Origin of the sequence: Aquabacterium sp., assembly GCF_049274795.1 — a bacterium.
Classification (GTDB): Bacteria; Pseudomonadota; Gammaproteobacteria; order Burkholderiales; family Burkholderiaceae_C; genus Aquabacterium.
The window spans coordinates 54,292-75,667 of sequence record NZ_JBASTH010000025.1; the positions used below are offsets into that span (position 1 = coordinate 54,292).

Genomic DNA, 21,376 nt, shown 5'->3' on the forward strand with positions numbered 1-21,376 from the left:
CGTGCAACCAAGCTCCAAAGAAACGCTGAGCCGCGCTCAGTTGGGTGCGCTCACGCTGGGCGCCATCGGTATCGTCTATGGCGATATCGGCACCAGCCCCCTGTACGCCTTCAAGGAAGCCTTCACCCACGGGCACCTGCCGGTCACGGCAGAAAACATCTACGGCATCCTGTCGCTGATGTTCTGGACGCTGACGATCATCGTCTCGCTCAAGTACGTGACGCTGATCCTGCGCGCCGACAACAACGGCGAAGGCGGCCTGATCGCCATGCTGGCCCTGGCCTCCACCGCCGTGAAGGACAGGCCCGTGCTGCGGCGCGTGCTGCTGGCCATTGGCATTTTCGGCACGGCCATCTTCTTCGGTGACGGGGTGATCACGCCTGCGGTGTCGGTGCTCTCAGCCGTGGAAGGCGTGAAGGTGGCGGCCCCGGGGCTGGAGCGCTTCGTGGTGCCCATCACCCTGGTGGTCCTGACCATCCTGTTCATGGTGCAGAAGCACGGCACGGGCGGCATCGGCAAGTTCTTCGGGCCGATCATGGTCGCGTGGTTCCTGGTGCTGGCGGTGCTGGGCTTCATCCACGTGGTGAAAAACCCGGCCGTGCTGGCCGCGATGAGCCCGCGTTACGCGATCAGCTTCATCGTCAACCACCCGATGCTGGCCTTCGTGGCCCTGAGCGCCATCATCCTGTGCGCCACCGGGGTCGAAGCCCTCTACGCCGACATGGGCCACTTCGGCAAGAAGCCGATCCGCATGGCCTGGTTCGCGCTGGCCATGCCTGCGCTGGTACTGAACTACTTCGGCCAGGGCGCGATGCTGCTGCAGCACCCCGAGAACATCAACAACCCCTTCTTCGAGATGGCGCCGCACTGGGCGCTGTACCCGCTGGTGGTGATGGCCACCTTCGCGGCGGTGATCGCCTCGCAGGCCCTGATTGCGGCGGCCTTCTCGGTCACCAAGCAGATCATCCAACTGGGCTACCTGCCCCGCCTGCGCATCCTGCACACCTCGGTGGTCGAGACGGGCCAGATCTACATCCCCTTCGTGAACTGGGCGCTGTACGCCTGTATCGTGCTGGCGGTGGTGTTCTTCGGCTCGGCCAGCAAGCTGGCGGCGGCCTACGGCATCACGGTCACCATCGACATGCTGATCACCACGGTGCTGACCTTCTTCGTGATCCGCTACGCCTGGAAGATGTCGCTGGCGCTGTGCCTGTTCGCCACGGGCTTCTTCTTCGTGATCGACCTGCTGTTCTTCAGCGCCAACGTGGTCAAGGTGATCGATGGCGGCTGGTTCCCGATCCTGATCGGCGGCGTGATGTTCACGCTGATGATGACCTGGAAGGAAGGCCGCGCGCTGCTCAGCGAGCGCCTGCGCACCGACTCCATCGAGCTCGAGCCCTTCCTGGACGCGGTGTTCTCCAGCCCGCCCACGCGCGTGCCCGGCACCGCCGTGTTCCTGATCGCCGATGCGGGCACCACGCCCAACGCGCTGCTGCACAACCTCAAGCACAACAAGGTGCTGCACGCGCAGAACCTGTTCGTCACCGTGCGATCGCACGAGGTGCCCTGGATCGGCTTCGAGAAGCGCGTGGAGCTCAAACCCCTGGGCAAGGACTGCTGGCAGGTGATGCTGCACTTCGGCTTCAAGAACGAGCCCGACGTGCCCGAAGCGCTCAAGCTGCTCAAGCAGCGCGGCGTGCAGCTCGACGACATGGAGACCAGCTATTTCCTGTCGCGCGACATCGTCATTCCGACCATCGGCAGCGGCATGGCGCCCTGGCGTGAGAAACTGTTCGCCTCCATGCACCGCAACGCGGCCGGTGTTGCCGACTTCCTGAGCCTGCCCACCAACCGCGTCATCGAGATGGGCTCCAAGGTCGAGATCTGAACCCCTCTCCCACCTCCGAAAACGCCGTCATCCCGCGCCTGATGCGGGCAGCGGCGGATTCATCCTTCGCGGCCTTTGCGGCGGGCTTCGTGGCCACGCTGGTGGGCTTCACCAGCACCATCGCGCTGGTCTTCCACGCGGCGCAATCGCTGGGCGCCACGCCGGCGCAGGCGGCCTCATGGGTATGGGCGCTGGGCATCGGCATGGGCGTGGGCACCATCGGCCTGTCGCTGTGGACGCGCATCCCCATCCTGATCACCTGGTCCACGCCCGGTGCGGCCGTGATCGCGGCGGCAGCCGGTGGCGCGGGCGGCATCACGATGCCCGAGGCGGTGGGCGCCTTCCTGGTGTGCGGCCTGCTGATGCTGCTCTCGGGGCTGACCGGCTGGTTCGAGAAGCTGATGAACCGCATCCCGGCCACGCTGGCCGCGGCGCTGCTGGCCGGCATCCTGACCAAGTTCGCGCTGATGGCCTTTGCAGGCACCACCGAGCACCCGCTGCTGGTCGTCGTCATGTTCGCGCTGTACCTGCTGGGGCGGCGCTTCTGGCCGCGCTTTTCCGTGCTGGGGGTGCTGGCCGGCGGTGTGGCCGTGGCGGTGGCGCAGGGCCTGCTCAACACGGCGGCGTTCAACGGCGGGCTGACCTCGCCCGTGCTGGTGATGCCGGCCTGGTCCTGGCAAGCAGCGCTGGGCATGGGCGTGCCGCTGTTCATCGTGACCATGGCCTCGCAGGCCGTGCCGGGCGTGGCGGCCATACGCGTGGCGGGCTACAAGCCGCCTGTGTCGCCCATGATGAGCTGGTCGGGCGTGTTCACGCTGCTGCTGGCGCCCTTCGGCGGCTACACCTTCAACCTGGCGGCCATCACGGCGGCCATCGTCACCAGCCCGCATGCGCACGCCGAGCCGGGCAAGCGCTACACGGCCGCGCTGTGGTCGGGCCTGTTCTACATCGCCATGGGGCTGCTGGGCAGCGCGGTGGCCGGTGTGCTGGCGGCCTTCCCGCATACCCTTGTGATCGGTGTGGCTGGCCTGGCGTTGCTGGGCACCATCGGCGGCGGCCTGGCCACGGCCTTGAGCGGCATCGCGCACCGTGAGGCGGCCCTGATCACATTTCTGGTGACGCTGTCGGGCATGACGCTGTGGGGCGTGGGCTCAGCCTTCTGGGGCCTGGTCGCCGGCGCGATTGCGCTGTTCGTGGAACACTACAGGGCCCCGTCACCCGATTCTGCCGATTCGCCATGAAACTGCTGTTCGTTGCCGACCCGCTGGCCACCTTCAAGACCTACAAGGACAGCACCTTCGCCATGATGCGCGAGGCCACCAGACGCGGCCACGAGTTGTGGGCCTGCGAGGCTCGCGAGATGGGCTGGCAGCAGGATTCGCCCGTCAGCACGGCCGCCCGCCGCATCCGCCTGACAGGCGATGAGGTGGACTGGTTCGCGGTGGAAGAAGAAGCCCGCATCGCGCTGCGCGACGTGGACGCCGTGGTGATGCGCAAGGACCCGCCTTTCGACACCGAGTACCTCTACGCCACGCATTTGCTGACCCAGGCCGAGCGCGAAGGTGCCCGCGTGTTCAACCGCGCCCAGGCGCTGCGCGAGCACCCCGAGAAGCTGGCGATCCTGGAGTTCCCGCAGTTCATCGCGCCCACGATGGTCAACTCCGATGTGGAGGCGATCAAGGCCTTCCACGCCGAGCATGGCGACGTGATCCTCAAGCCGCTGGACGGCATGGGCGGCGCCGGCATCTTCCGAGTCAAGGAAGATGCCCTGAACCTGGGCAGCATCCTCGAATCGCTGACCCTGCTGGGCACCCGCACGATCATGGCCCAGCGCTACCTGCCGGCCATCAAGCAGGGCGACAAGCGCGTGCTGCTGATCGGTGGTGAGCCGGTGCCTTATGCGCTGGCCCGCATCCCGCAGGGCACCGAGGTGCGCGGCAACCTGGCCGCCGGCGGCAAGGGCGTGGCCCAGCCGCTGAGTGCCAGCGACCGCGCCATCGCCGAAACGCTGGCCCCCATCCTGGCTGCGCGCGGCCTGCTGCTGGTGGGCCTGGACATCATCGGCGACCGCCTGACCGAGATCAACGTGACCAGCCCGACGTGCTTTCAGGAGATCACGCAGCAGACGGGCTGGGACGTGGCCTCGCGCTTCATCGATGCGCTGGAGCAGCAGCTCAGCGCTTGATCGACGACGGGCTGTCCGACTTGGCCGGCGCGCTGAAGGTGTCCAGCAGGCCCAGACGGTGCGCCTCGAACACAGCCTCGCTGCGTGAGTGCACGGCCAGCTTGCCGTAGAGCTTCTTGATGTAGGTCTGCACCGTGTGCACGGTGATGCCCTGCTGGCGCGCGATCTCGGCGTACGAGAAGCCGCGCGCGATGAACTCCAGCACCTCCTGCTCGCGGCGCGACAGCGTCACGGGGGCGGCGTCATCGCCCTCCTGCCCTGTGCCCTTGGTGGGCAAGGGGGTGGCTTGGGAGGCAACCTCATCAAGCGAGGCGGCTTGCCCGCGCGACAAGGGCTGCATGCGCCGCAGCAGGTGCCGCGCGATCATCGGCGAAATGGGCGATGCGCCCTGCTTGACGGCCAGCAAGGTCTGCGCAATGTCGGCCGCGTCGTCGTCCTTGTGCACATAGCCCACGGCGCCGGCCTCGATGCTGGCGACCACGTTCTCTTCGTCGCCGAACATGGAGACGACCAGCATGTCGCAGGCCGGCCAGCGGGCATGCACCTCGCGCATCAAGGTCAGGCCGCTGCCATCGGGCAGGCCCAGGTCGATCAGCAGCAGGTCGGCATCGTTGGCCTGGAACCAGGCGCGGGCCGGCGCCAGGGTCGAGAAGGCACCCGCCAGCGACAGGCCCGGATGGGCCTGTACACAGGATTCGAGGAATTCGCGGTGCTGGTGGTTGTCCTCCACCACCACGACGCGCCACACGCTGTTGCCGACGGTGTTCATGCCGCGGAGGATAAGGCAGATGCGGGCTGGCCACTGCGCGGCAGGCTCAGGCGCAGCTCCAGACCTCCCTGCGCGGGCACCAGGAACTCCAGCCGCGCACCGATCACCGAGGCTCGCCCCTGCATGGTCTGCAGGCCATGGCCCGAGGCCTTGGGTGACGTATGCCAGCCTCGGCCGTTGTCGATCAGGCTCAGGCGCAGGTGGTCATCGAACACGCGCGCCGACAGCACCAGCCGCGTGGCACCCGAGTGCTGCAGCACGTTGGACAGGCCCTCGAACAAGATGTACTGCACCTGGCGCAACACGGGCGGCTGGCCAGGCGGCCAGGGCGGCAGGTCATCGACATCCCACACCAACTCCAACCCGGCGGCCTTCAGGCGCGGCGTGAGGCGGAAGCGCCAACTCGCCAGCAGGCCCACCACATCGCCCGGCTGCAGCGACATCGCGTCGATCGACAGCTTGAGCTGGTCCAGCGAATCGCGCAGGGTTTGCGTGACCAGGGGCACGTCGACCTCACCCTGCGGCGTGGCCGTAAGCTGGCGCAATGCCGACGTGAGGTGCGCGCCCACGCCATCGTGCATGTCCTTGAGGATGCGGCTGCGCTCGGCCGACACGGCCTGGGCGCTTTCCAGCGCGGTCAGGCGTTCGAAGCTTTCGCGCAGGGCCTGCTCACGCTCGGTCACTCGGCTGGCCAGCCCGGCGTTCAGGTCGGCCAGGGCCTGGCGCGAGCGGGCGTAATCACCCACCAGGATCATGAAGGTGCAGGCGATCATCACCGGCCCGGCCGCCGGCAGCCAGTACACCTCGTCGAAGGGCAGGCTGCCGATCTGCACCATCACATCGTGCGCGCCGGCAGGCACCAGCAGGCCGCAGCCCAGCACCAGCCAGGCGCCATCGGGGCGGCGCGCGCGCAGCACATGGCCGATGGCCGCCACCATGCCGGTCAGGGCCAGGGCATAGATCAGCGCGAACATCAGGGCGGTGATCTCAAAGCGCGGGAAGAACACGTAGTAGGCCGGCAGCAGCACCATCAGAGTGATGACGAAGCGCTCTACCCAGGGCCAGGGCCGCTCGGTGAAGCGGAAGAAGAAGGCCGTGAGCGCCAGCTGATACCAGACCGTGGCGGTGTAGCTCAGCCGCTCCCACACCCGCAGGTCAAAGAAGGGCGTCGGGCTGATGAGCATCAAGGTGCTCACGCCCCAGAACAAGGCCGATGCCCCCATGAAGCCGAACGCCGACTGCGTGCGGTCGCGCAGCCACACGGTCACCATCACCAGGCCCAGCGTGATCATGGCCACGTGCGCGATCTGCACGCCATCGACCTGGGCCCACTTGCGGTGCTGGTAGATGGTCGCCACCTGGTCCACCGGGCCGATCTGGATGGGGGCCAGCCCATTGCGGGCCTGGTAGCCGCTGGCCACGCGCACGTGGATGAGGTTGTCACCCGGCTTCCAGAGGTTGGAGGGCACGTTGAAGAGCAGGGGCACGTACCAGTGCCGCGTGACCGGATCGGCCATAGAGCCGGTGTAGTCCAGTGCCACGCCGTTGACCCACACCTGCGCGTTCATCACCACGCGCGGCAGGTAGATGGCCCAGGAGGCCTGGGGCGTGGCGGGCAGCTTTACCCGAAAGCGGTACCACATCGAGCCCTCGAAGCCCGGGTGCGTGTCCTTCCAGCGGTGCGGCAGGTGAACGTGCAGCCAGGGCGCGGCGTCATCCGGCGGCAAGCCGGGCTGCAGTTCGGCCAGCAGGCAGGCCTCGGGCAGCACCGTGACCTGGTCTTGCGGCAGATCCACCCACGGGTGGACCACGGCGGCGGCACGCGCCTCGGCCTGGGTATCCGCTGGCGCCGTCAACGTCGTGGTCTCCGGCGCCGCAGCCTGCGCCACACGCGCCGGTACCGCGATCAGCCACAGGGCGCACGACAGCACCGCCCAGAGCAGCAGCCCCAGGCGGTTGGTGGTCCGGCGTCCTCCCACGCAGGCCCGGCGCTGTAACCGAGATCGATCATGCATGGCCGAGATTGTGACCTCTCCCACCGTGCAGCGCACCCCCAGGCTTCCAGGGAATTGGCGCCCAACCCGCCGATGCGGCGACAATCGGGGATTCGGCCGCCCGCCGGCCTCGCGGCCCAGCCCCTGGCCCGCGGCCTGTCTTTCACGTTTTCCCAGCTTTCTCCTTTTTGCCCACACCATGGCCGTTCTGACCCTCAGCCAGGCCCAACTGGCCTTCGGCCACGTTGCCCTGCTCGACAATGCCGCCTTCTCGCTCGAAACCGGCGAGCGCGTCGGCCTGATCGGCCGCAACGGCACGGGCAAATCCTCCCTGCTCAAGATCCTGGCCGGCCTGGAAAAGCCGGACGACGGCGTGCTGCAGCTGCAAAGCGGCACCGAGCTGGCCTACGTGCCGCAGGAGCCCGATTTCGCCCCGGGCGCCACCGTGTTCAGCACCGTGAGCGAAGGCCTGGGCGAGGTGCGCAGCCTGCGCGAGCGCTTCGAGGCCCACGCCGACGGCGAAGATCTGGATGCCCTGATGACCCAGATCGAAGCTCGCAACGGCTGGAACTGGGAGCAGCGCGTCGATGAAACCCTGCAGCGCCTGCGCCTGTCGCCCGAGCTGCCCATTGACGGCCTGTCCGGCGGTACCAAGAAGCGCGTGGCCCTGGCCCGCGCGCTGGTGGCCAGCCCCGATGTGCTGCTGCTCGACGAGCCCACCAACCACCTGGACCTGGACGCCATCACCTGGCTGGAAGAGCTGCTGGTGGCCTTCAAGGGCAGCGTCTTCCTGATCAGCCACGACCGCGCCTTCCTGGATGCCGTGTGCACGCGCATCGTCGAGCTGGACCGCGGCACGCTGCGCTCCTACCCTGGCAACTTCGCCGCCTACGAAACGCTCAAGGCCCAGCAACTGGCCGACGAGGCTGTGTCCAACGCGCGTGCCGACAAGCTGCTCGCGCAAGAAGAAGTCTGGATCCGCAAGGGCGTGGAAGCCCGCCGCACGCGCAGCGTGGCCCGCATCAAGCGCCTGGAGGTGCTGCGCGAGACCCGCGCCGCCCGCCGCGACGTGGTCGGTCGCGTGAAGCTGGAGGTCTCCCAAGGCGAGCGCGGCGGCAAGATCGTGGCCGAGCTGGAGGGCGTGTCCAAGCGCTATGGCGAGCGCGACATCGTCAAGAACTTCACCGGCACCATCCTGCGCGGCGACAAGGTCGGCCTGATCGGCTCCAACGGCGCGGGCAAGACCACGCTGCTCAAGCTGATCCTGGGCGAGCTGGCGCCCGACAGCGGCACCGTGCGCCAGGGCGCCAACCTGGCCGTGGCCTACTTCGACCAGATGCGCGACAACCTCAACCTCGATGCCACGCTGGCTGATTTCATCAGCCCGGGCAGCGAGTGGATCGAGATCAACGGCTCGCGCAAGCACGTGATGAGCTACCTCACGGACTTCCTGTTCTCACCCGCGCGCGCCAACTCGCCCGTGCGCACGCTCAGCGGCGGCGAGCGCAACCGCCTGCTGCTGGCACGCCTGTTCGCGCGGCCCAGCAACGTGCTGGTGCTCGACGAGCCGACCAACGACCTGGACATCGACACGCTCGACCTGCTCGAAGACCTGCTGGCCGACTACCCCGGCACCGTCTTCCTGGTCAGCCACGACCGGCGCTTCCTGGACAACGTGATCACCAGCTCGATCGTGGCCGAGGGTGAAGGCCGCTGGCGCGAGTACGAAGGCAGCGTGGAAGACTGGCTGGTGCAATCACGCCGTGCGCAGGCCTTGGCCGCATCCAAATCGACCCCGCCAAAGGCTGCGGCAGGCCCTGCACCAGCACCAGCACCAGCCGCACCGGCCCCCTCGACCGCCCCGGCCACCAGCAAGCCCAAGAAGAAGCTCAGCTACAAGGAGCAGCGCGAGCTGGACGAACTGCCCGCCCGCATCGAGGCCCTGGAAGAAGAGCAGGCCGAACTGAACAAGACGCTGGCCGACCCGGACCTGTACAAGAAGCAGGACGCCCACAGCATCGCCGGCCTGCAGGCCCGCATTGCCACCATCGACGACGAACTGCTGGTGCTGCTGGAGCGCTGGGAAACGCTGGGCGGGGCCTGATCAGGCCGCCGACGCCATGCGCGTCGCGGAGGCTGCTGCCGCGTTGCCGGCCGCCTGCGCCTCGGCCCAGGCCTTCTCGGGCTCATCGCTGGCCAGCACGATGTCGACCGCGCCCGCCAGGCGGCGCGTGTCCGCTCGCAGCACGCGCTGCTTGACCGCCGCCACCTGCGTGGGGTGCATCGAGAAGCTGCGCAGGCCCATGGCCAGCAACAGTTCGGTGAAGGCCGGATCACCCGCCATTTCACCGCACACGCTCACACCACGGCCAGCCGCGTTGGCCTGCTGGATGGTCTGGTGGACCAGATTCAGCACCGCCGGATGCCAGGGGTCGTACAGATGGGCCACCGCCTCATCAGCCCGGTCGATGGCCAGCGTGTACTGGATCAGATCATTCGTGCCGATGGACAGGAAATCGAAGTGCTTGAGGAACACGGGCAGCGTGAGCGCCGCGGCCGGCACCTCGATCATCGCGCCCAGTTGCACCTTGCCGATCGGCTTGCCCGATTCGGACAACTGACGCTGCACCAGGGCCACCTGCTCCAGCGTCTGGCGGATCTCGTGGGCGCTGCCCAGCATCGGGATCAGGATCTTGACCGGGCCATGCGCGGCCGCGCGAAAGAGCGCCCGCAACTGGCGGCGGAACATGCTGGGCTCGGACAGGCTCCAGCGGATGGCCCGCAGGCCCAGCGCCGGGTTGAGCACGGATTCATGCCGCAACTCGCTGGGCGTCATGCCCTCCAAAGGCTTGTCGGCGCCTATGTCCACCGTGCGGATGGTGACGGGCATGCCATTCATGCCCTCGATCGCGCGGCGGTAGGCGTCGTACTGCTCTTCCTCGTCGGGCAGGTTGCTGCCGCGCCCCATGAACAGGAACTCGCTGCGGAACAGGCCCACGCCGGCCGAACCGGCCTCCAGCGCCACGGGGGCATCCTCGGGCATCTCGATGTTGGCCAGCAGTTCGATGCGCTCGCCGTCGAGCGTGACGGCGGGCGTGTGGCGCAGGCGGGCCAAGCGGCTGCGCTCCAGCTCGCTCTGGCGCTGGCGGAAGCGGTATTCCTCCAGCACGATGGGCGACGGGTCGACGATCACCAGGCCGGCATCGCCGTCGATGATGATGCAGTCATCTTGCCGGATCAGGCCGCTGGCCTGGCGGGCACCCACCACGGCCGGGATGTCCATGCTGCGCGCCACGATGGCCGTGTGCGAGGTCTTGCCGCCCACGTCCGTCACGAAGCCGGTGAACACGCTGCGCTTGAAGGTCAGCATGTCGGCCGGCGAAATGTCGCTGGCCACCAGCACCAGGGGCTCGTCACCGCCGAAATCGCGCGAATGGGGCTGCATGGCCGGCAGGCCTGCGGCACGGCTCAGCACCCGCAGCAACCGCTCGACCACCTGCTCCAGGTCGGCCTTGCGCTCGCGCAGGTAGGGGTCTTCCATCTCGTCGAACTGGCGGGCCAGCACCTCGAGCTGGGCGGACAGCGCCCACTCGGCGTTGTAGTGCCGCTCACGGATCCAGTCACCGGCGGCGCCGATCAGGGCCTCGTCCTGCAGCAGCATCTGGTGCACGTCGAGCAGGGCGGCCAGTTCGGCCGGCACATCGCTGGGCAGGTCGCGCTTGAGGGTGTCGAACTCGATGGCCACCGTGTCGCGGGCATCGGTCAGGCGCGCGAATTCTTCATCGACCCGGTTGGGGTCGATGAAATGGTGGGGCACGTCCACACGTCCGGACGCGACCAGCACGGCGCGACCGATGGCCACCCCCCGTGAAACTGGCAGGCCGAAGATCTGGATGCTCATGTTGGGATCCTAGCAGTTCACCCGTCTTAAGGGTCTCCGGATTTAACCAGGATGTCCCCCTTATGGGCCTTGCGGCACGTCATGGTTCCGTCACACAAGGTTCATGGCGTCGTCACGCCTGCTGACCACACTTCCGGGCATTGATGACCAACCCGGAGATGACGATGCGGGATCTGCCCTTGCCTACCTTGCCGCTGTCGGACCTGACTCCTTCGCTCTCACGCGGCTCCGCGCCGTCCCGGAGGTCCCTTCACCGTGGCTCCGCACACCCCGATGCTGCGGCAGCGCCGAAACTGGAAGTCGTTTGGGCACGCACTGCGCAGGATGTTCTCGCGGCCCAGCGCCTGAGGTATCAGATTTTCGCGGAAGAGATGGGCGCGCGCCTGACGGTGCCCGCCGGCAGCCCCGCCGGCCATGACATCGACCTGTTCGACCCCTACTGCGAGCACCTGCTGGTGCGCCTGGAAGGCAGCAACGGTGAACCCGGCGAGGTCATTGGCACCTACCGTGTGCTGACACCCGCCGCCGCCAAGCGCGTGGGCGGCCTGTACAGCGAGACCGAGTTCGACCTGACCCGCCTGCGCCCGCTGCGCGGCAAGATGGTGGAACTGGGCCGCTCCTGCGTGCACCCCGACCACCGCCAGGGTGGCGTGATCATGGCCCTGTGGGGCGCGCTGGCCGAGTTCATGGTGCGCAACGAGCTGGACACCATGATCGGCTGCGCCAGCATCAGCATGCGCGACGGTGGCCACGTGGCCGCCAGCCTGTGGGAGCAGCTGCGCCACACCCACCTGGCCCCCATTGAGTGGCAGGTGCGCCCCCGCCTGCCCCTGCCCGTGGCCGACCTGGACAGCCACCTGGCCGTCGAGCCGCCCGCGCTGATCAAGGGCTACCTGCGCTGCGGCGCCAAGATCCTGGGCGCGCCTGCCTGGGATCCAGACTTCAACACCGCCGACCTGCCGATGATGATGCGCATCGCCGACCTGCCGGCCCGCTACCGCCGCCACTTCCTGGGCGCCTGATGGGCCCCTTCTGACCCCCGCTTCACGAAACTACACGCGCAGCGCATAGACTGCGCGCCATGTCTGCGTCGTCTCGCTCCCGCAATCCCGCATCGCGGGATTCAAGCCCTGCTCCCGCCGGTGCGCCACCGCTGTGGCGCCTGCTCACCCACTGCGCCGACGCGGTGGCCGCGGTGCAAGGCGGGCGCTCGCTCACCGAGGCGCTGGACGCCTGCCCCCCGGCCCTGCGCCCCGGCACACAGGCCCTGAGCTTCGCGGTGATGCGTCGCCTGGGTCTGGCCCGCCGCCTGCGCGCCCTGCTCGTGCCCAAGGCGCCCGCACCCTGGGTCGATGGCCTGCTGCTGTCCGCCCTGGCCCTGGCCTGCGGCACCGAGTACAGCGCCCACACCCTGGTCGATCAGGCCGTCGACGCCGCCAAGCGTCGCGCCAGACCAGCATCCGGCCTGGTCAACGCCGTGCTGCGCCGCTTCCTGCGTGAACGCGACCCGTTGTTGGCCCAGGCCGAGCAGGACGATGAAGCCCGCTGGAACCACCCGCGCTGGTGGATCGCCCAGCTGCAGAAGGATTGGCCCGATCACTGGCAAGCCCTGCTGCAGACCAACCAGCAGCCCGGCCCCCTGGTGCTGCGCGTCAACCGCCGCCATGGCAGCCGCGACGCCTACCTGGCCCGCCTGCGCGCCACCGGGCTGGACGCCACCCCCGTGCTGGATGACGGCCTGCTGCTGAGCCAGCCCGTGCCCGTGCACCAATTGCCCGGCTTCGACCTGGGCGACGTCTCCGTGCAGGACACCTCCGCCCAGCGCGCGGCCGGCCTGCTGCTGCAGGCCCTGGGCCCCAGCCTGCGCCCCGGCACCCGCGTGCTGGACGCCTGCAGCGCCCCCGGCGGCAAGACCGCCCACCTGCTCGAAGCCGCCGACCTGGACCTGCTGGCCCTGGATGCCGACGCCAAGCGCCTCCAGCGCGTCGACGAGACCCTGCAGCGCCTGCGCCTGCCCGCCACCACGCGGGCCACCACCCGCGCCGCCGATGCAGCCGACACCGCCGCCTGGTGGGACGGCCGCCCCTTCGATGCGATCGTGCTGGACGCCCCCTGCAGCGGCTCCGGCATCGTGCGCCGCCACCCCGACGCCCGCTGGCTGCGCCGCCCGACCGATATTCCCGCCCTGGCCGACACGCAGGACCGCCTGCTCGACGCCCTGTGGCCCCTGCTGGCCCCCGGCGGCCACCTGCTTTACTGCACCTGCTCCCTCTTCAAGCAGGAGGGCGGGCAGCGCATCGACGCATTTTTGCAACGCCAGCCCGGGGCCAGCCGCCTGCCCGCCCCAGGCCACCTGCTGCCTGTGGTCGAATACCCCGAAGGGGGCCCCTCGGGGGGCAGCCCCGCCGAGTCAGCCGGCCCCCGCGACCCGGGAGACGGCTTCTATTACGCCTTGCTGCGCAAGCCAGCCACCCGCTGACCATGCCCGACTCCAGCCGCCGCGCCGTTCTGCAGCGTGCAGCCACCTTCGTGGCCGCAGCCGCCATGGCGGGCAGCACCTGGGCACAGATCGGTGGCGGCAGCAGCAAACCCCAGGTCGAACTCGCCCAGTTGCAGGTGCACCGCGCCGATGACGGCGTCGTGCTGAGCTACGACGTGCACTTCGACCTGCCCCGTGACGTGGAAGACGCGCTCTACAAGGGCGTGGCCGTCGTGTTCGTGGCCCGCGCCGAGGTGCTGCGCGAACGCTGGTACTGGAGCGACAAGTCCCGCGCCGTGGCCGAACGCCGCTGGCGCTTGGCCTACCAGCCGCTCACACGCCGCTGGCGCGTCAGCTTCGACGGCCTGAGCCAGCACTACGGCAGCCTCAGCGAGGCCCTGGGCGTGCTGCAGCGCAGCAGCCGCTGGCGCATCATGGATGGCAACATCGCGGCCGACGACCGCAGCCACTACGTCGAGTTCAGCTTCGAGCTGGACCGCAACGAACTGCCCCGCCCGCTGCAGATCGGCCTGAGCGATCAGAACGAATGGACGCTGTCCGTGCAACGCCGACTGGACATCCCCGCCACCCGATGACCCCGTGAAGAGATGAGCACCATCAAGGCCAACCGCTGGGCCTGGATCGTCGCCGGCCTGGCCATGCTGGGGGCCGGCCTCGTGCTGGCCTTCATGCTCGTGTTCGCCACGCAGAACCGCGAGCGTTATGAGCCCATGTTCGTCTGGCTGTTCTACACGAACGTGGTCATCGCCTCGCTGCTGGGCCTGGTCATTGTGCTGGCCCTGGGCCGCCTGGCGCTGCGCATCCGGCGCGGCAAGTTCGGCAGTCAGCTGCTGCTCAAGCTGGCCAGCATCTTCGCGCTGGTGGCCCTGGTGCCGGGCCTGCTGATCTACGGCGTGTCCTACCAGTTCGTCTCCCGCAGCATCGAGACCTGGTTCGACGTGCGCGTGGAAGGCGCACTCGATGCCGGCCTCAACCTGGGCCGCAACACGCTGGACAACCTGAGCGACGACCTGGGCAGCAAGACCCGGCTGGCCGCCGAGCGCATGTCCATCCTGCCCGGCCAGCGCCTTGTCGATTCCGCCCCTCAGTTGCTCGAACTCGAACGCCTGCGCGAACAGCTCGGCGCCGAATCCATCGCCCTGGTCAGCGAATCGGGCGTGGTCGAAACCCGCGTCGGAGGCGACACGGCCACCCAGTTGCGCACCCAGCGCGTCAACAGCAACTGGCGCCAGGACGCACGCAGCAAGGGTGTGATCTCCCTGATCGACGGGCTGGACGAGGGCGACACCCCGCGCGTGATCGCGCTGGCCTGGATGCCCGACCGCAGCTTCAGCCTGCAGGGCCGCGGGCACTTCCTGATGGTGCAGCAGCGCCTGCCCGCCGAGTTGGTGCGCAATGCGCTCGATGTGCAGAACGCCTACCGCGAGTACCAGCAGCGCTCGCTGGGCCGCGAGGGCCTGCGCCGCATGTACATCGGCACGCTGACCCTGTCGCTGGTGCTGGCCGTGTTCGGCGCCATGCTGCTGGTCGCCATCCTGGGCCAGCAGTTGGCCCGCCCGCTGCTGCTGCTGGCCGAAGGCGTGCGCGACGTGGCCGGCGGCGACCTCAGCCCCAAGCCCATCTTCGAATCCAAGGACGAACTGGGCGGCCTGACGCGCGACTTCGCCGCGATGACCCAGCAATTGGCGGACGCCCGCACCCAGGCCGAGATCAGCGCCCTGCAGCTCGACAGCGCCTACGTGCATGTGCAGACCATCCTGGACAACCTCACCTCCGGCGTGATCGTGTTCGACCGCCATGGCCTGATCGACACCGTCAACCCTGGCGCCACCCGCATCCTGCGCGCGCCCCTGTCGGCCCACCGCGGCCAGCCGCTCAACAACGTCCCCGGCCTGCAGGCCTTCGCCGTGGCCATCGACGAGCGCTTCGCCTCCTACGCCGCCGAGCCCGAGCCCGGCGAGCGCCAGCAATGGCAGGAATCCTTCGAGCGCCCGCTGGCCGACATCGCCGCCAACAACCCCGAAGACCCGAAGGCCGCCGCCCAGACCCTGCTGGTGCGTGGCGCCGACCTGCCCGCCGAAGCCCGCCTGATCGTGTTCGACGACATCAGCGAGCTGGTCTCGGCCCAGCGCTCCAAGGCCTGGGGCGAGGTGGCCCGCCGCGTGGCCCACGAGATCAAGAACCCGCTCACGCCCATCCAGCTCTCGGCCGAGCGCCTGCAGATGAAGCTCGAGGCCAAGCTGGACGAGCCCGGCCAGCAACTGCTCAATCGCTCGGTCACCACCATCGTCACGCAGGTGCAGGCGCTCAAGACCCTGATCAACGAGTTCCGCGACTTCGCCCGCCTGCCCACCTCACGCCTGGCACCGCTCGATCTGAACGCCCTGGTGGGTGACGTGCTGGCCCTGTACGGACAGGCCGTGGAAACCGGCCTGCTCAGCGTTCAACTGGCCCCGGATCTGCCCCGCATCCTGGGCGACGCGACTCTGCTGAGGCAGGTGGTGCACAACCTGGTGCAAAATGCGCTTGATGCCGTACAGATGAACGTTAGTGGCGACGCCCGAGCCGAACGGGTCGAACTGCTCACCGAAGTACGGCAGAACATGCCGGGGCACTCCCCCACCGTCCGGCTCGTGATCCGAGACAACGGCCCCGGTTTTCCCGAACAGGTGCTCAAAAGGGCGTTCGAACCCTACGTCACCACCAAAGCACATGGCACAGGCCTGGGTCTGGCCGTGGTCAAGAAGATCGCCGACGAACACGACGCCACCGTGCGGCTGCGAAACCTGGATGCCCCAGGCAATCCCTCAACGCCCGAAGGTTTGAGAGGGGCACAAGTTTCGCTATCATTTTCAAAGCTGTCATCCCATACTCCCGTGGCGGCACCTCCAGGCGTGTAGCGCGCACCACAGAGACACAAAATTCATGGCCACCATTCTTGTAGTTGACGACGAACTTGGCATCCGGGCGCTGCTGTCGGACATCCTGACCGATGAAGGTCACTCCGTCGAACTGGCGGAAAACGCCGCTCAGGCACGCACCATGCGCGAGCAGTGCCGGCCCGATCTGGTGCTGCTGGACATCTGGATGCCCGATGTGGACGGCGTCACCCTGCTCAAGGAATGGGGCGCCAACGGCCAACTGACGATGCCCGTGATCATGATGTCGGGCCACGGCACCATCGACACCGCCGTCGAGGCCACCAAGGTCGGCGCCCAGGCCTTCCTGGAAAAGCCCATCACCATGCAGAAGCTGCTGCGCGCCGTCGAGCAAGGCCTGGCCAAGCCGGCCCCTGCCACGCCCGCACCGCTGTCGCGCCCCGTGGGTATGACCGGCATGGCCGGCATGCCTGGCCTGTCAGGCGGCACACCCGGCCTGCACGGCACGCCGCACTTGGCCAGCGTCACGCCCATCACCGCCGCCCCGTCTTACCACCAGAGCGCGCCGGCCGGCCATGTCGTGCCCCTGCGCAGCAGCGACGTCATCGGCGGCCAGCCCCTGATGCACGGCCACCAGCCCGCACATGGCCTGCACGGCTCGCATGGCGGCGGCCACGGCGTGATGTCTGGCGGCCTGTCGCACGAGCAGTTGTTCGAACTGGACCGCCCGCTGCGCGAAGCCCGCGATGATTTCGAGCGCGCCTACTTCGAGTTCCACCTGGCCCGTGAAGGCGGCAGCATGACGCGCGTGGCCGAGAAGACCGGCCTGGAGCGCACGCACCTGTACCGCAAGCTCAAACAATTGGGCGTCGATCTGAGCCGCAACCGCAAAGCGGTCGCAAATTGATATATACTCTTGGTTTCCCGAGATCGCAGCTCAGCTGATTGAGTTGTTAGTCAAAGGGTCGATGGCCTGGTAGCTCAGTTGGTAGAGCAGCGGATTGAAAATCCGCGTGTCGGTGGTTCGATTCCGCCCCAGGCCACCACAGTTTTCATAGAAAAGCCCCGCACGGTTCGCCGTTCGGGGCTTTTCTACAATTCGGACCAGATTTCTACAAACTGACTTGACAAGATGGTAGGCTGGCCTCAAGAAGGTTGTCGCGACTTTCGGCAAGCGACCTACTAGCCTGCCCAGCCTTTGCACCAAGTTGAGGGGGAAGTAGATGACAGAAGGCATAGCCGGACGTACAGTACTGTTTACAAATATGGGGTATCCAGTTAGCTCCATAGACAAAATATACTGGGCGTCCATCCAGTAATTTGCGCCTTCCCAGCCGGTTTGGGCGAAGTCTTGACGATGTTGTCGTAGGTGTAAGGGCTGGTCTGCATGGCCTGTTGCAGCAGGCGATAAAACAGCAGCCCGCGAGAACTGGACGTGTGCTGATTAAAGCGGAACACGAACTCATTGAGGTCGACATCCAGGTGTACCGGCTGGACTGCTCCGTGATGGGTGCCCAGGATCCAACGCTGAAGCAGTGCCGCCACGCGGTGGACACCAGCCATGGAAACATGCGCCGGCTGTTCTGCGCCCAGCATGACCGTGCTGATGCTCGTAGCCCAATGCCGTCAGCGAACGATAGGCGGTCGATCCGTCTGTGCGCACGACAGAGCCAGGCAACACGCTGTCCTGGATGAAGGGGATGACGTTGCCGGCCGAGTCGTCGGCGATGTACTTCAGGCGTATGCGACCAAATCCCCTGGGCTCGATCACTTCGACGGCGATGGCCGCAAACACCTTGTCCGTGCGGCTCTTGCGCTTCTTGGCTGTTAGTGGAGCCTGCTTATCAGTGATGGCCAGATAGGTCTCATCGATCTCTACCAAGCCCTTGAACTTGTCGCGATCAGGTCGGACCATCGCTTGGCGAAAGCGATGCAGCATCGCCCACGCCGTCTGGTAACTGCCCAGCCCCAGCACTCGTTGCAGCCCCAGTGCATTGGCACCGTGCTTCTGGTTGGTCACGTACCAGGCGCCGGCAAGCCACACCCGCAGCGGCGTTCTGGTCTTGTCGAAGATTGTCCCGGCGGTCACCGAGGCCTGGAAGGCGCAACCCCGGCAGACCAATCGGCCTCGGCTGCTGCGGTATACGCATCGCCCAGTTCACCGCAGCTTGGACAGGCGAACCCTAGGGGCCAGCGAAGCTTCTCCAGATACCGCAGGCACGCTTCCTCGCTGCCAAACCAGTCCAAGAACTGGTTCCAGTTGGTGGGGTAGTCCTGCCCGGCTTGCGGCGTTAGTATCTGGATATCCATCCAGTAATATTAACCCTGTGGAACTGACTGGATACCCCATATTTGCATACAGTATTTGGCGAGCGCTGCGCCGAGGTGCCCAAGCCTTGCTGCCAACCCGGTCAAGCATGACGGAGTTGACGCTCTCAATTAGAAGATTTATTCTAATTGGATGGTCCGACTCGCCAAATTCAACGACGACACCTTTGTGCAGGCTGCCATTGAGGTGGCGGCCATCTGCGGCGTGGCCGCTGTGTCCATGGCCGCCATCGCCAGCAAGGCGGGGGCGCCCATGGGCTCGGTGTATCACCGCTTCGGTTCACGCAGCGAGGTGCTGGCGCGGGCCTGGCTGCGAGCCAAGTCTGGCTTGCGCCAGGCCGTCGAGCCGCACTGGCAGGCGGGCCGCACCTGGCCGGCTGTGCAGGCCTTGCTGGGTTGGTGCCGTGAACACCCCTTGCACGCCCGCTTCCTGCTGCAGTGCGAGGATCACCCGCCCATCGACGAAGCCCTGGCCGAGCCCTGGCGCCAGCGCCTGGAAGACGAGCAGCTGGCGCTGGAGCAGGCTTTCGAGCAGGTCGTGCGGCACTGCGCGCGCCATGGCAGCAGCGAGGCGGGGCAGGCCCAGTCCATGGGCACCCTGCTGCGCTTCGCCCTGCTCGACAGCCCGCTGGCGCTGGCACGGCCCTACCTGGCCGAGGGCCGCGAGATCCCCGCAGGCGCCGAAGCCCTGCTGCGCACCTCGCACGTCGCACTGTGCCCCTGGTCGATGCCCATGGCGCAGCCGGATGAGCCCGCACACATGGCCACGCCCCTGCCGTCCATCTCCCCCGTGCTGGCCCATGCCAAGACAAGCGCCGTCCCGCACTGACCTTTCATATCACCGCCCACCATGCGCCAATCCACCCAGCAAGACGCCGGCCGCCCCATTCCTCTGCACGACGAAGCCGATTTCGCCGCCATGCGCCGCGCCGGCCGCGTGGCCGCCGACACGCTCGACTTCATCGCGCCGCACGTGCGCCCCGGCGTCTCCACGGCCGAGCTCGACCGCCTGTGCGAGGCCTTCATGCGCGAGGCCGGCGCCATCCCGGCCACCATCGACTACAAGGGCTACAAGCACGCCTCGTGCATCTCGGTGAACCATGTGGTCACGCACGGCATACCGTCCGATGCCAAGGTGCTCAAGGCCGGCGACATCGTCAACATCGACGTCACGCCCAAGCTCGATGGCTGGCATGGTGATTCCAGCCGCACCTTCACCGTGGGCAAGGTCTCCATCCTGGCGCAGCGCCTGGTGGACACCACCCACGCGGCCATGATGCGCGGCATCGCCGAAGTCAAACCCGGTGCACGCCTGGGTGATGTCGGCGCGGTCATCGAGGCGCTGGCGCGCGAGGCCGGGTTCTCGTCGGTGCGCGATTTCTGCGGGCACGGCACAGGTCAGATATTCCATGACGCGCCGCAGGTGCTGCACTACGGCCAGCGCGGCACGGGCGTGTTACTCGAGCCCGGTATGATCTTCACGATCGAGCCCATGCTCAACGGCGGCAAGCCTGACGTGAAGGTGCTGGGCGATGGCTGGACCACGGTCACCAAGGACCACTCCCTGTCGGCCCAGTTCGAGCACACCGTGGGCGTGACGGACACCGGCGTCGAGATCTTCACCTGGCCCGGTGGCAGCCGTCTGGGTATGCCGGCTTGAGGTGTTGATGCAAGGCTGAACCGCAGGTCGCCGTGATGGGTAGACTGCCGGGGTGACGCCAGTGCTTGATGAAGCCCTGGCCTGTTGATCTGTCGAACAACCCCGGATAGAGGAGAGCCCACGATGATCCCGAAGCTTCTGAACAAGCGCGTGCAGCCCTGGGTGCTCGCGATGGCGGCCGGCCTGTCTGCCGCGGTGTGCACGGCACCAGCCAGGGCCGATCACGACCATGCCGGGGGTGAATCGCATGCCCCTGCCGCCAAGGCTACGACGGCCAAGCCCGCCGCGTTCGTCGATGTGCAGGGCGCCTGGGTGCGCGCCACGGTGCCGGGCCAGAGCGGCACCGGCGGCTTCATGAGCCTGCGCAGCCCCACCGCGGCCCTGCAACTGGTGGGCTTTTCCACGCCGGTGGCCGGCACGGCCGAACTGCACGAGATGACCATGGACGGCAACGTGATGCGCATGCGCCCCGTCGATGGGCTGGACCTGCCTGCCGGGCAGACGGTCGAACTCAAGCCGGGTGGGCATCACCTGATGCTGATGGCGCTCAAGCGCCCGCTGACGGCTGGCAGCACCGTGCCGCTGGTGCTGCGTTTCAAGACCCCGGATGGGAAGCTTCTGGAGCAGAAGGTGGCCGTGCCGGTGCGCAGTGCTGCGCCCGCGGGCGCATGACCATGCGCACTGACACCGCAGTCCGTCAGTAAATCACTGGTCTTCCAGCCGGCGCGGCGGGTAGGTGTCCCAGCCCTGGCAGCCGGGGCATTGCCAGAAGTAATGCTGGCCTTCGAAGCCGCAGGCCGCGCAGCGGTAGCGCTGCATGGGCTTGGAGGCGGTGTGCAGGGCCTGCTGCAGGGATTCGATTTCCTGGTTGCTCAGTGACACGCCCGTGGCCAGGCGCTCGCGGATCAGGCCCTGGGCGGCCGACAGCGAGGGCTGGTGCTGCAGGTGGCTCAGCAGGCGGGTGCGGCGCTCGGCGCTGTCGCTCTGCAGGCTGTTGATGGCCTGCAGCACATCCACCGAGGGGTATTGCCCGTACAGGGTCTGCAGTTTGTGGCGTGCGTCGTCGGCCTGGCCGCACTGCTGTGCGGCCTTGGCGTAATCGCCAGCAACCAGGGTGAAGGCCTGCGGTTGCAGGGCCATCAGTTCATCCCAGGACACCAGAGCGTCGGCGGGCTGGCTGCGGCGGGCATGGCGCTGCCCTTCCAGCACCAGCGGGCGTGCGGCCTGCGGGGCCGCTTCGCGGGCGCGGCGCAGGGCCTGGTCGGCCTCGTC

15 protein-coding genes, 1 tRNA gene and 2 pseudogenes are annotated in these 21,376 nt (G+C 67.6%); 13 read left to right on the forward strand and 5 right to left on the reverse strand.

Features of this window, described 5'->3' with window-relative positions:
* The first annotated feature begins 1 nt into the window (after position 1).
* From WAQ08_RS03025 to gshB, 3 genes are read left to right on the forward strand one after another with little or no spacing between them, the layout of a single operon-like run.
* Complete coding sequence (locus WAQ08_RS03025; RefSeq protein WP_422189158.1) at positions 2–1,888, forward strand: potassium transporter Kup; 1,887 nt, start codon at positions 2–4, stop codon at positions 1,886–1,888.
* A gap of 41 nt (positions 1,889–1,929) precedes the next feature.
* The gene (locus tag WAQ08_RS03030) at positions 1,930–3,129 is read left to right on the forward strand and encodes a benzoate/H(+) symporter BenE family transporter (RefSeq protein WP_422189159.1); all 1,200 of its coding nucleotides are present in this window, start codon (positions 1,930–1,932) and stop codon (positions 3,127–3,129) included.
* Positions 3,126–4,073 carry a glutathione synthase gene (gshB, locus tag WAQ08_RS03035; RefSeq protein ID WP_422189160.1) on the forward strand — a complete coding sequence of 316 codons (948 nt, stop codon included), beginning with the start codon at positions 3,126–3,128 and terminating at the stop codon, positions 4,071–4,073. Before WAQ08_RS03030 ends, gshB begins: the two co-directional genes overlap by 4 nt.
* Here gshB and WAQ08_RS03040 read toward each other — a convergent pair.
* Complete coding sequence (locus WAQ08_RS03040; RefSeq protein WP_422189161.1) at positions 4,063–4,842, reverse strand: response regulator; 780 nt, start codon at positions 4,840–4,842, stop codon at positions 4,063–4,065. The two genes, gshB and WAQ08_RS03040, sit on opposite strands and share 11 nt — an antisense overlap.
* Entirely contained in the window at positions 4,839–6,821 is a 1,983-nt protein-coding gene (locus WAQ08_RS03045; RefSeq protein WP_422189162.1) for a hypothetical protein, read from the reverse strand. The genes WAQ08_RS03040 and WAQ08_RS03045 overlap by 4 nt, the downstream gene beginning before the upstream one ends.
* A gap of 214 nt (positions 6,822–7,035) precedes the next feature.
* Here WAQ08_RS03045 and WAQ08_RS03050 point away from each other — a divergent pair, with 214 nt between their 5' ends.
* Entirely contained in the window at positions 7,036–8,940 is a 1,905-nt protein-coding gene (locus WAQ08_RS03050) for an ATP-binding cassette domain-containing protein (RefSeq protein WP_422189163.1), read from the forward strand.
* On the opposite strand, the gene ptsP is transcribed toward WAQ08_RS03050, so the two are convergent.
* Positions 8,941–10,737 carry a phosphoenolpyruvate--protein phosphotransferase gene (ptsP, locus tag WAQ08_RS03055; protein WP_422189164.1) on the reverse strand — a complete coding sequence of 599 codons (1,797 nt, stop codon included), beginning with the start codon at positions 10,735–10,737 and terminating at the stop codon, positions 8,941–8,943.
* Positions 10,738–10,901: 164 nt separating this feature from the next.
* Here ptsP and WAQ08_RS03060 point away from each other — a divergent pair, with 164 nt between their 5' ends.
* The 6 genes from WAQ08_RS03060 (at position 10,902) to WAQ08_RS03085 (ending at position 17,162) form a co-directional block, all read left to right on the forward strand.
* On the forward strand, positions 10,902–11,759 hold the full coding sequence (locus tag WAQ08_RS03060; protein ID WP_422189165.1) for a GNAT family N-acetyltransferase: 858 nt from the start codon (positions 10,902–10,904) through the stop codon (positions 11,757–11,759).
* Positions 11,760–11,818: 59 nt separating this feature from the next.
* The gene (gene rsmB / locus WAQ08_RS03065) at positions 11,819–13,216 is read left to right on the forward strand and encodes a 16S rRNA (cytosine(967)-C(5))-methyltransferase RsmB (protein WP_422189166.1); all 1,398 of its coding nucleotides are present in this window, start codon (positions 11,819–11,821) and stop codon (positions 13,214–13,216) included.
* A gap of 2 nt (positions 13,217–13,218) precedes the next feature.
* Positions 13,219–13,812: a DUF4390 domain-containing protein gene (locus tag WAQ08_RS03070; protein WP_422189167.1), complete on the forward strand. Its 594-nt coding sequence runs from the start codon at positions 13,219–13,221 to the stop codon at positions 13,810–13,812.
* A gap of 12 nt (positions 13,813–13,824) precedes the next feature.
* On the forward strand, positions 13,825–16,137 hold the full coding sequence (locus tag WAQ08_RS03075) for an ATP-binding protein (protein ID WP_422189168.1): 2,313 nt from the start codon (positions 13,825–13,827) through the stop codon (positions 16,135–16,137).
* A gap of 25 nt (positions 16,138–16,162) precedes the next feature.
* Positions 16,163–17,023 (forward strand): response regulator, encoded by an 861-nt coding sequence (locus WAQ08_RS03080; protein WP_422189169.1) that lies wholly within the window; start codon positions 16,163–16,165, stop codon positions 17,021–17,023.
* Between the two features lie 63 nt (positions 17,024–17,086).
* Positions 17,087–17,162 (forward strand) — tRNA-Phe (locus WAQ08_RS03085).
* 232 nt (positions 17,163–17,394) lie between these two features.
* Here the strand turns inward: WAQ08_RS03085 and WAQ08_RS03090 are convergent.
* Positions 17,395–18,426: pseudogene (locus WAQ08_RS03090) on the reverse strand (IS1595 family transposase).
* A gap of 151 nt (positions 18,427–18,577) precedes the next feature.
* Between WAQ08_RS03090 and WAQ08_RS03095 the strand changes: the two are divergent.
* From WAQ08_RS03095 to WAQ08_RS03105, 3 genes are all read left to right on the forward strand, one after another.
* Positions 18,578–19,273: a TetR/AcrR family transcriptional regulator gene (locus WAQ08_RS03095; protein WP_422189170.1), complete on the forward strand. Its 696-nt coding sequence runs from the start codon at positions 18,578–18,580 to the stop codon at positions 19,271–19,273.
* A 21-nt stretch (positions 19,274–19,294) separates the two neighbouring features.
* On the forward strand, positions 19,295–20,104 hold the full coding sequence (gene map / locus WAQ08_RS03100; protein ID WP_422189171.1) for a type I methionyl aminopeptidase: 810 nt from the start codon (positions 19,295–19,297) through the stop codon (positions 20,102–20,104).
* Between the two features lie 123 nt (positions 20,105–20,227).
* Positions 20,228–20,776: a copper chaperone PCu(A)C gene (locus tag WAQ08_RS03105; RefSeq protein WP_422189172.1), complete on the forward strand. Its 549-nt coding sequence runs from the start codon at positions 20,228–20,230 to the stop codon at positions 20,774–20,776.
* A 33-nt stretch (positions 20,777–20,809) separates the two neighbouring features.
* Here the strand turns inward: WAQ08_RS03105 and WAQ08_RS03110 are convergent.
* Positions 20,810–21,376, reverse strand: a pseudogene (locus tag WAQ08_RS03110) (lipopolysaccharide assembly protein LapB); the annotation flags it as partial.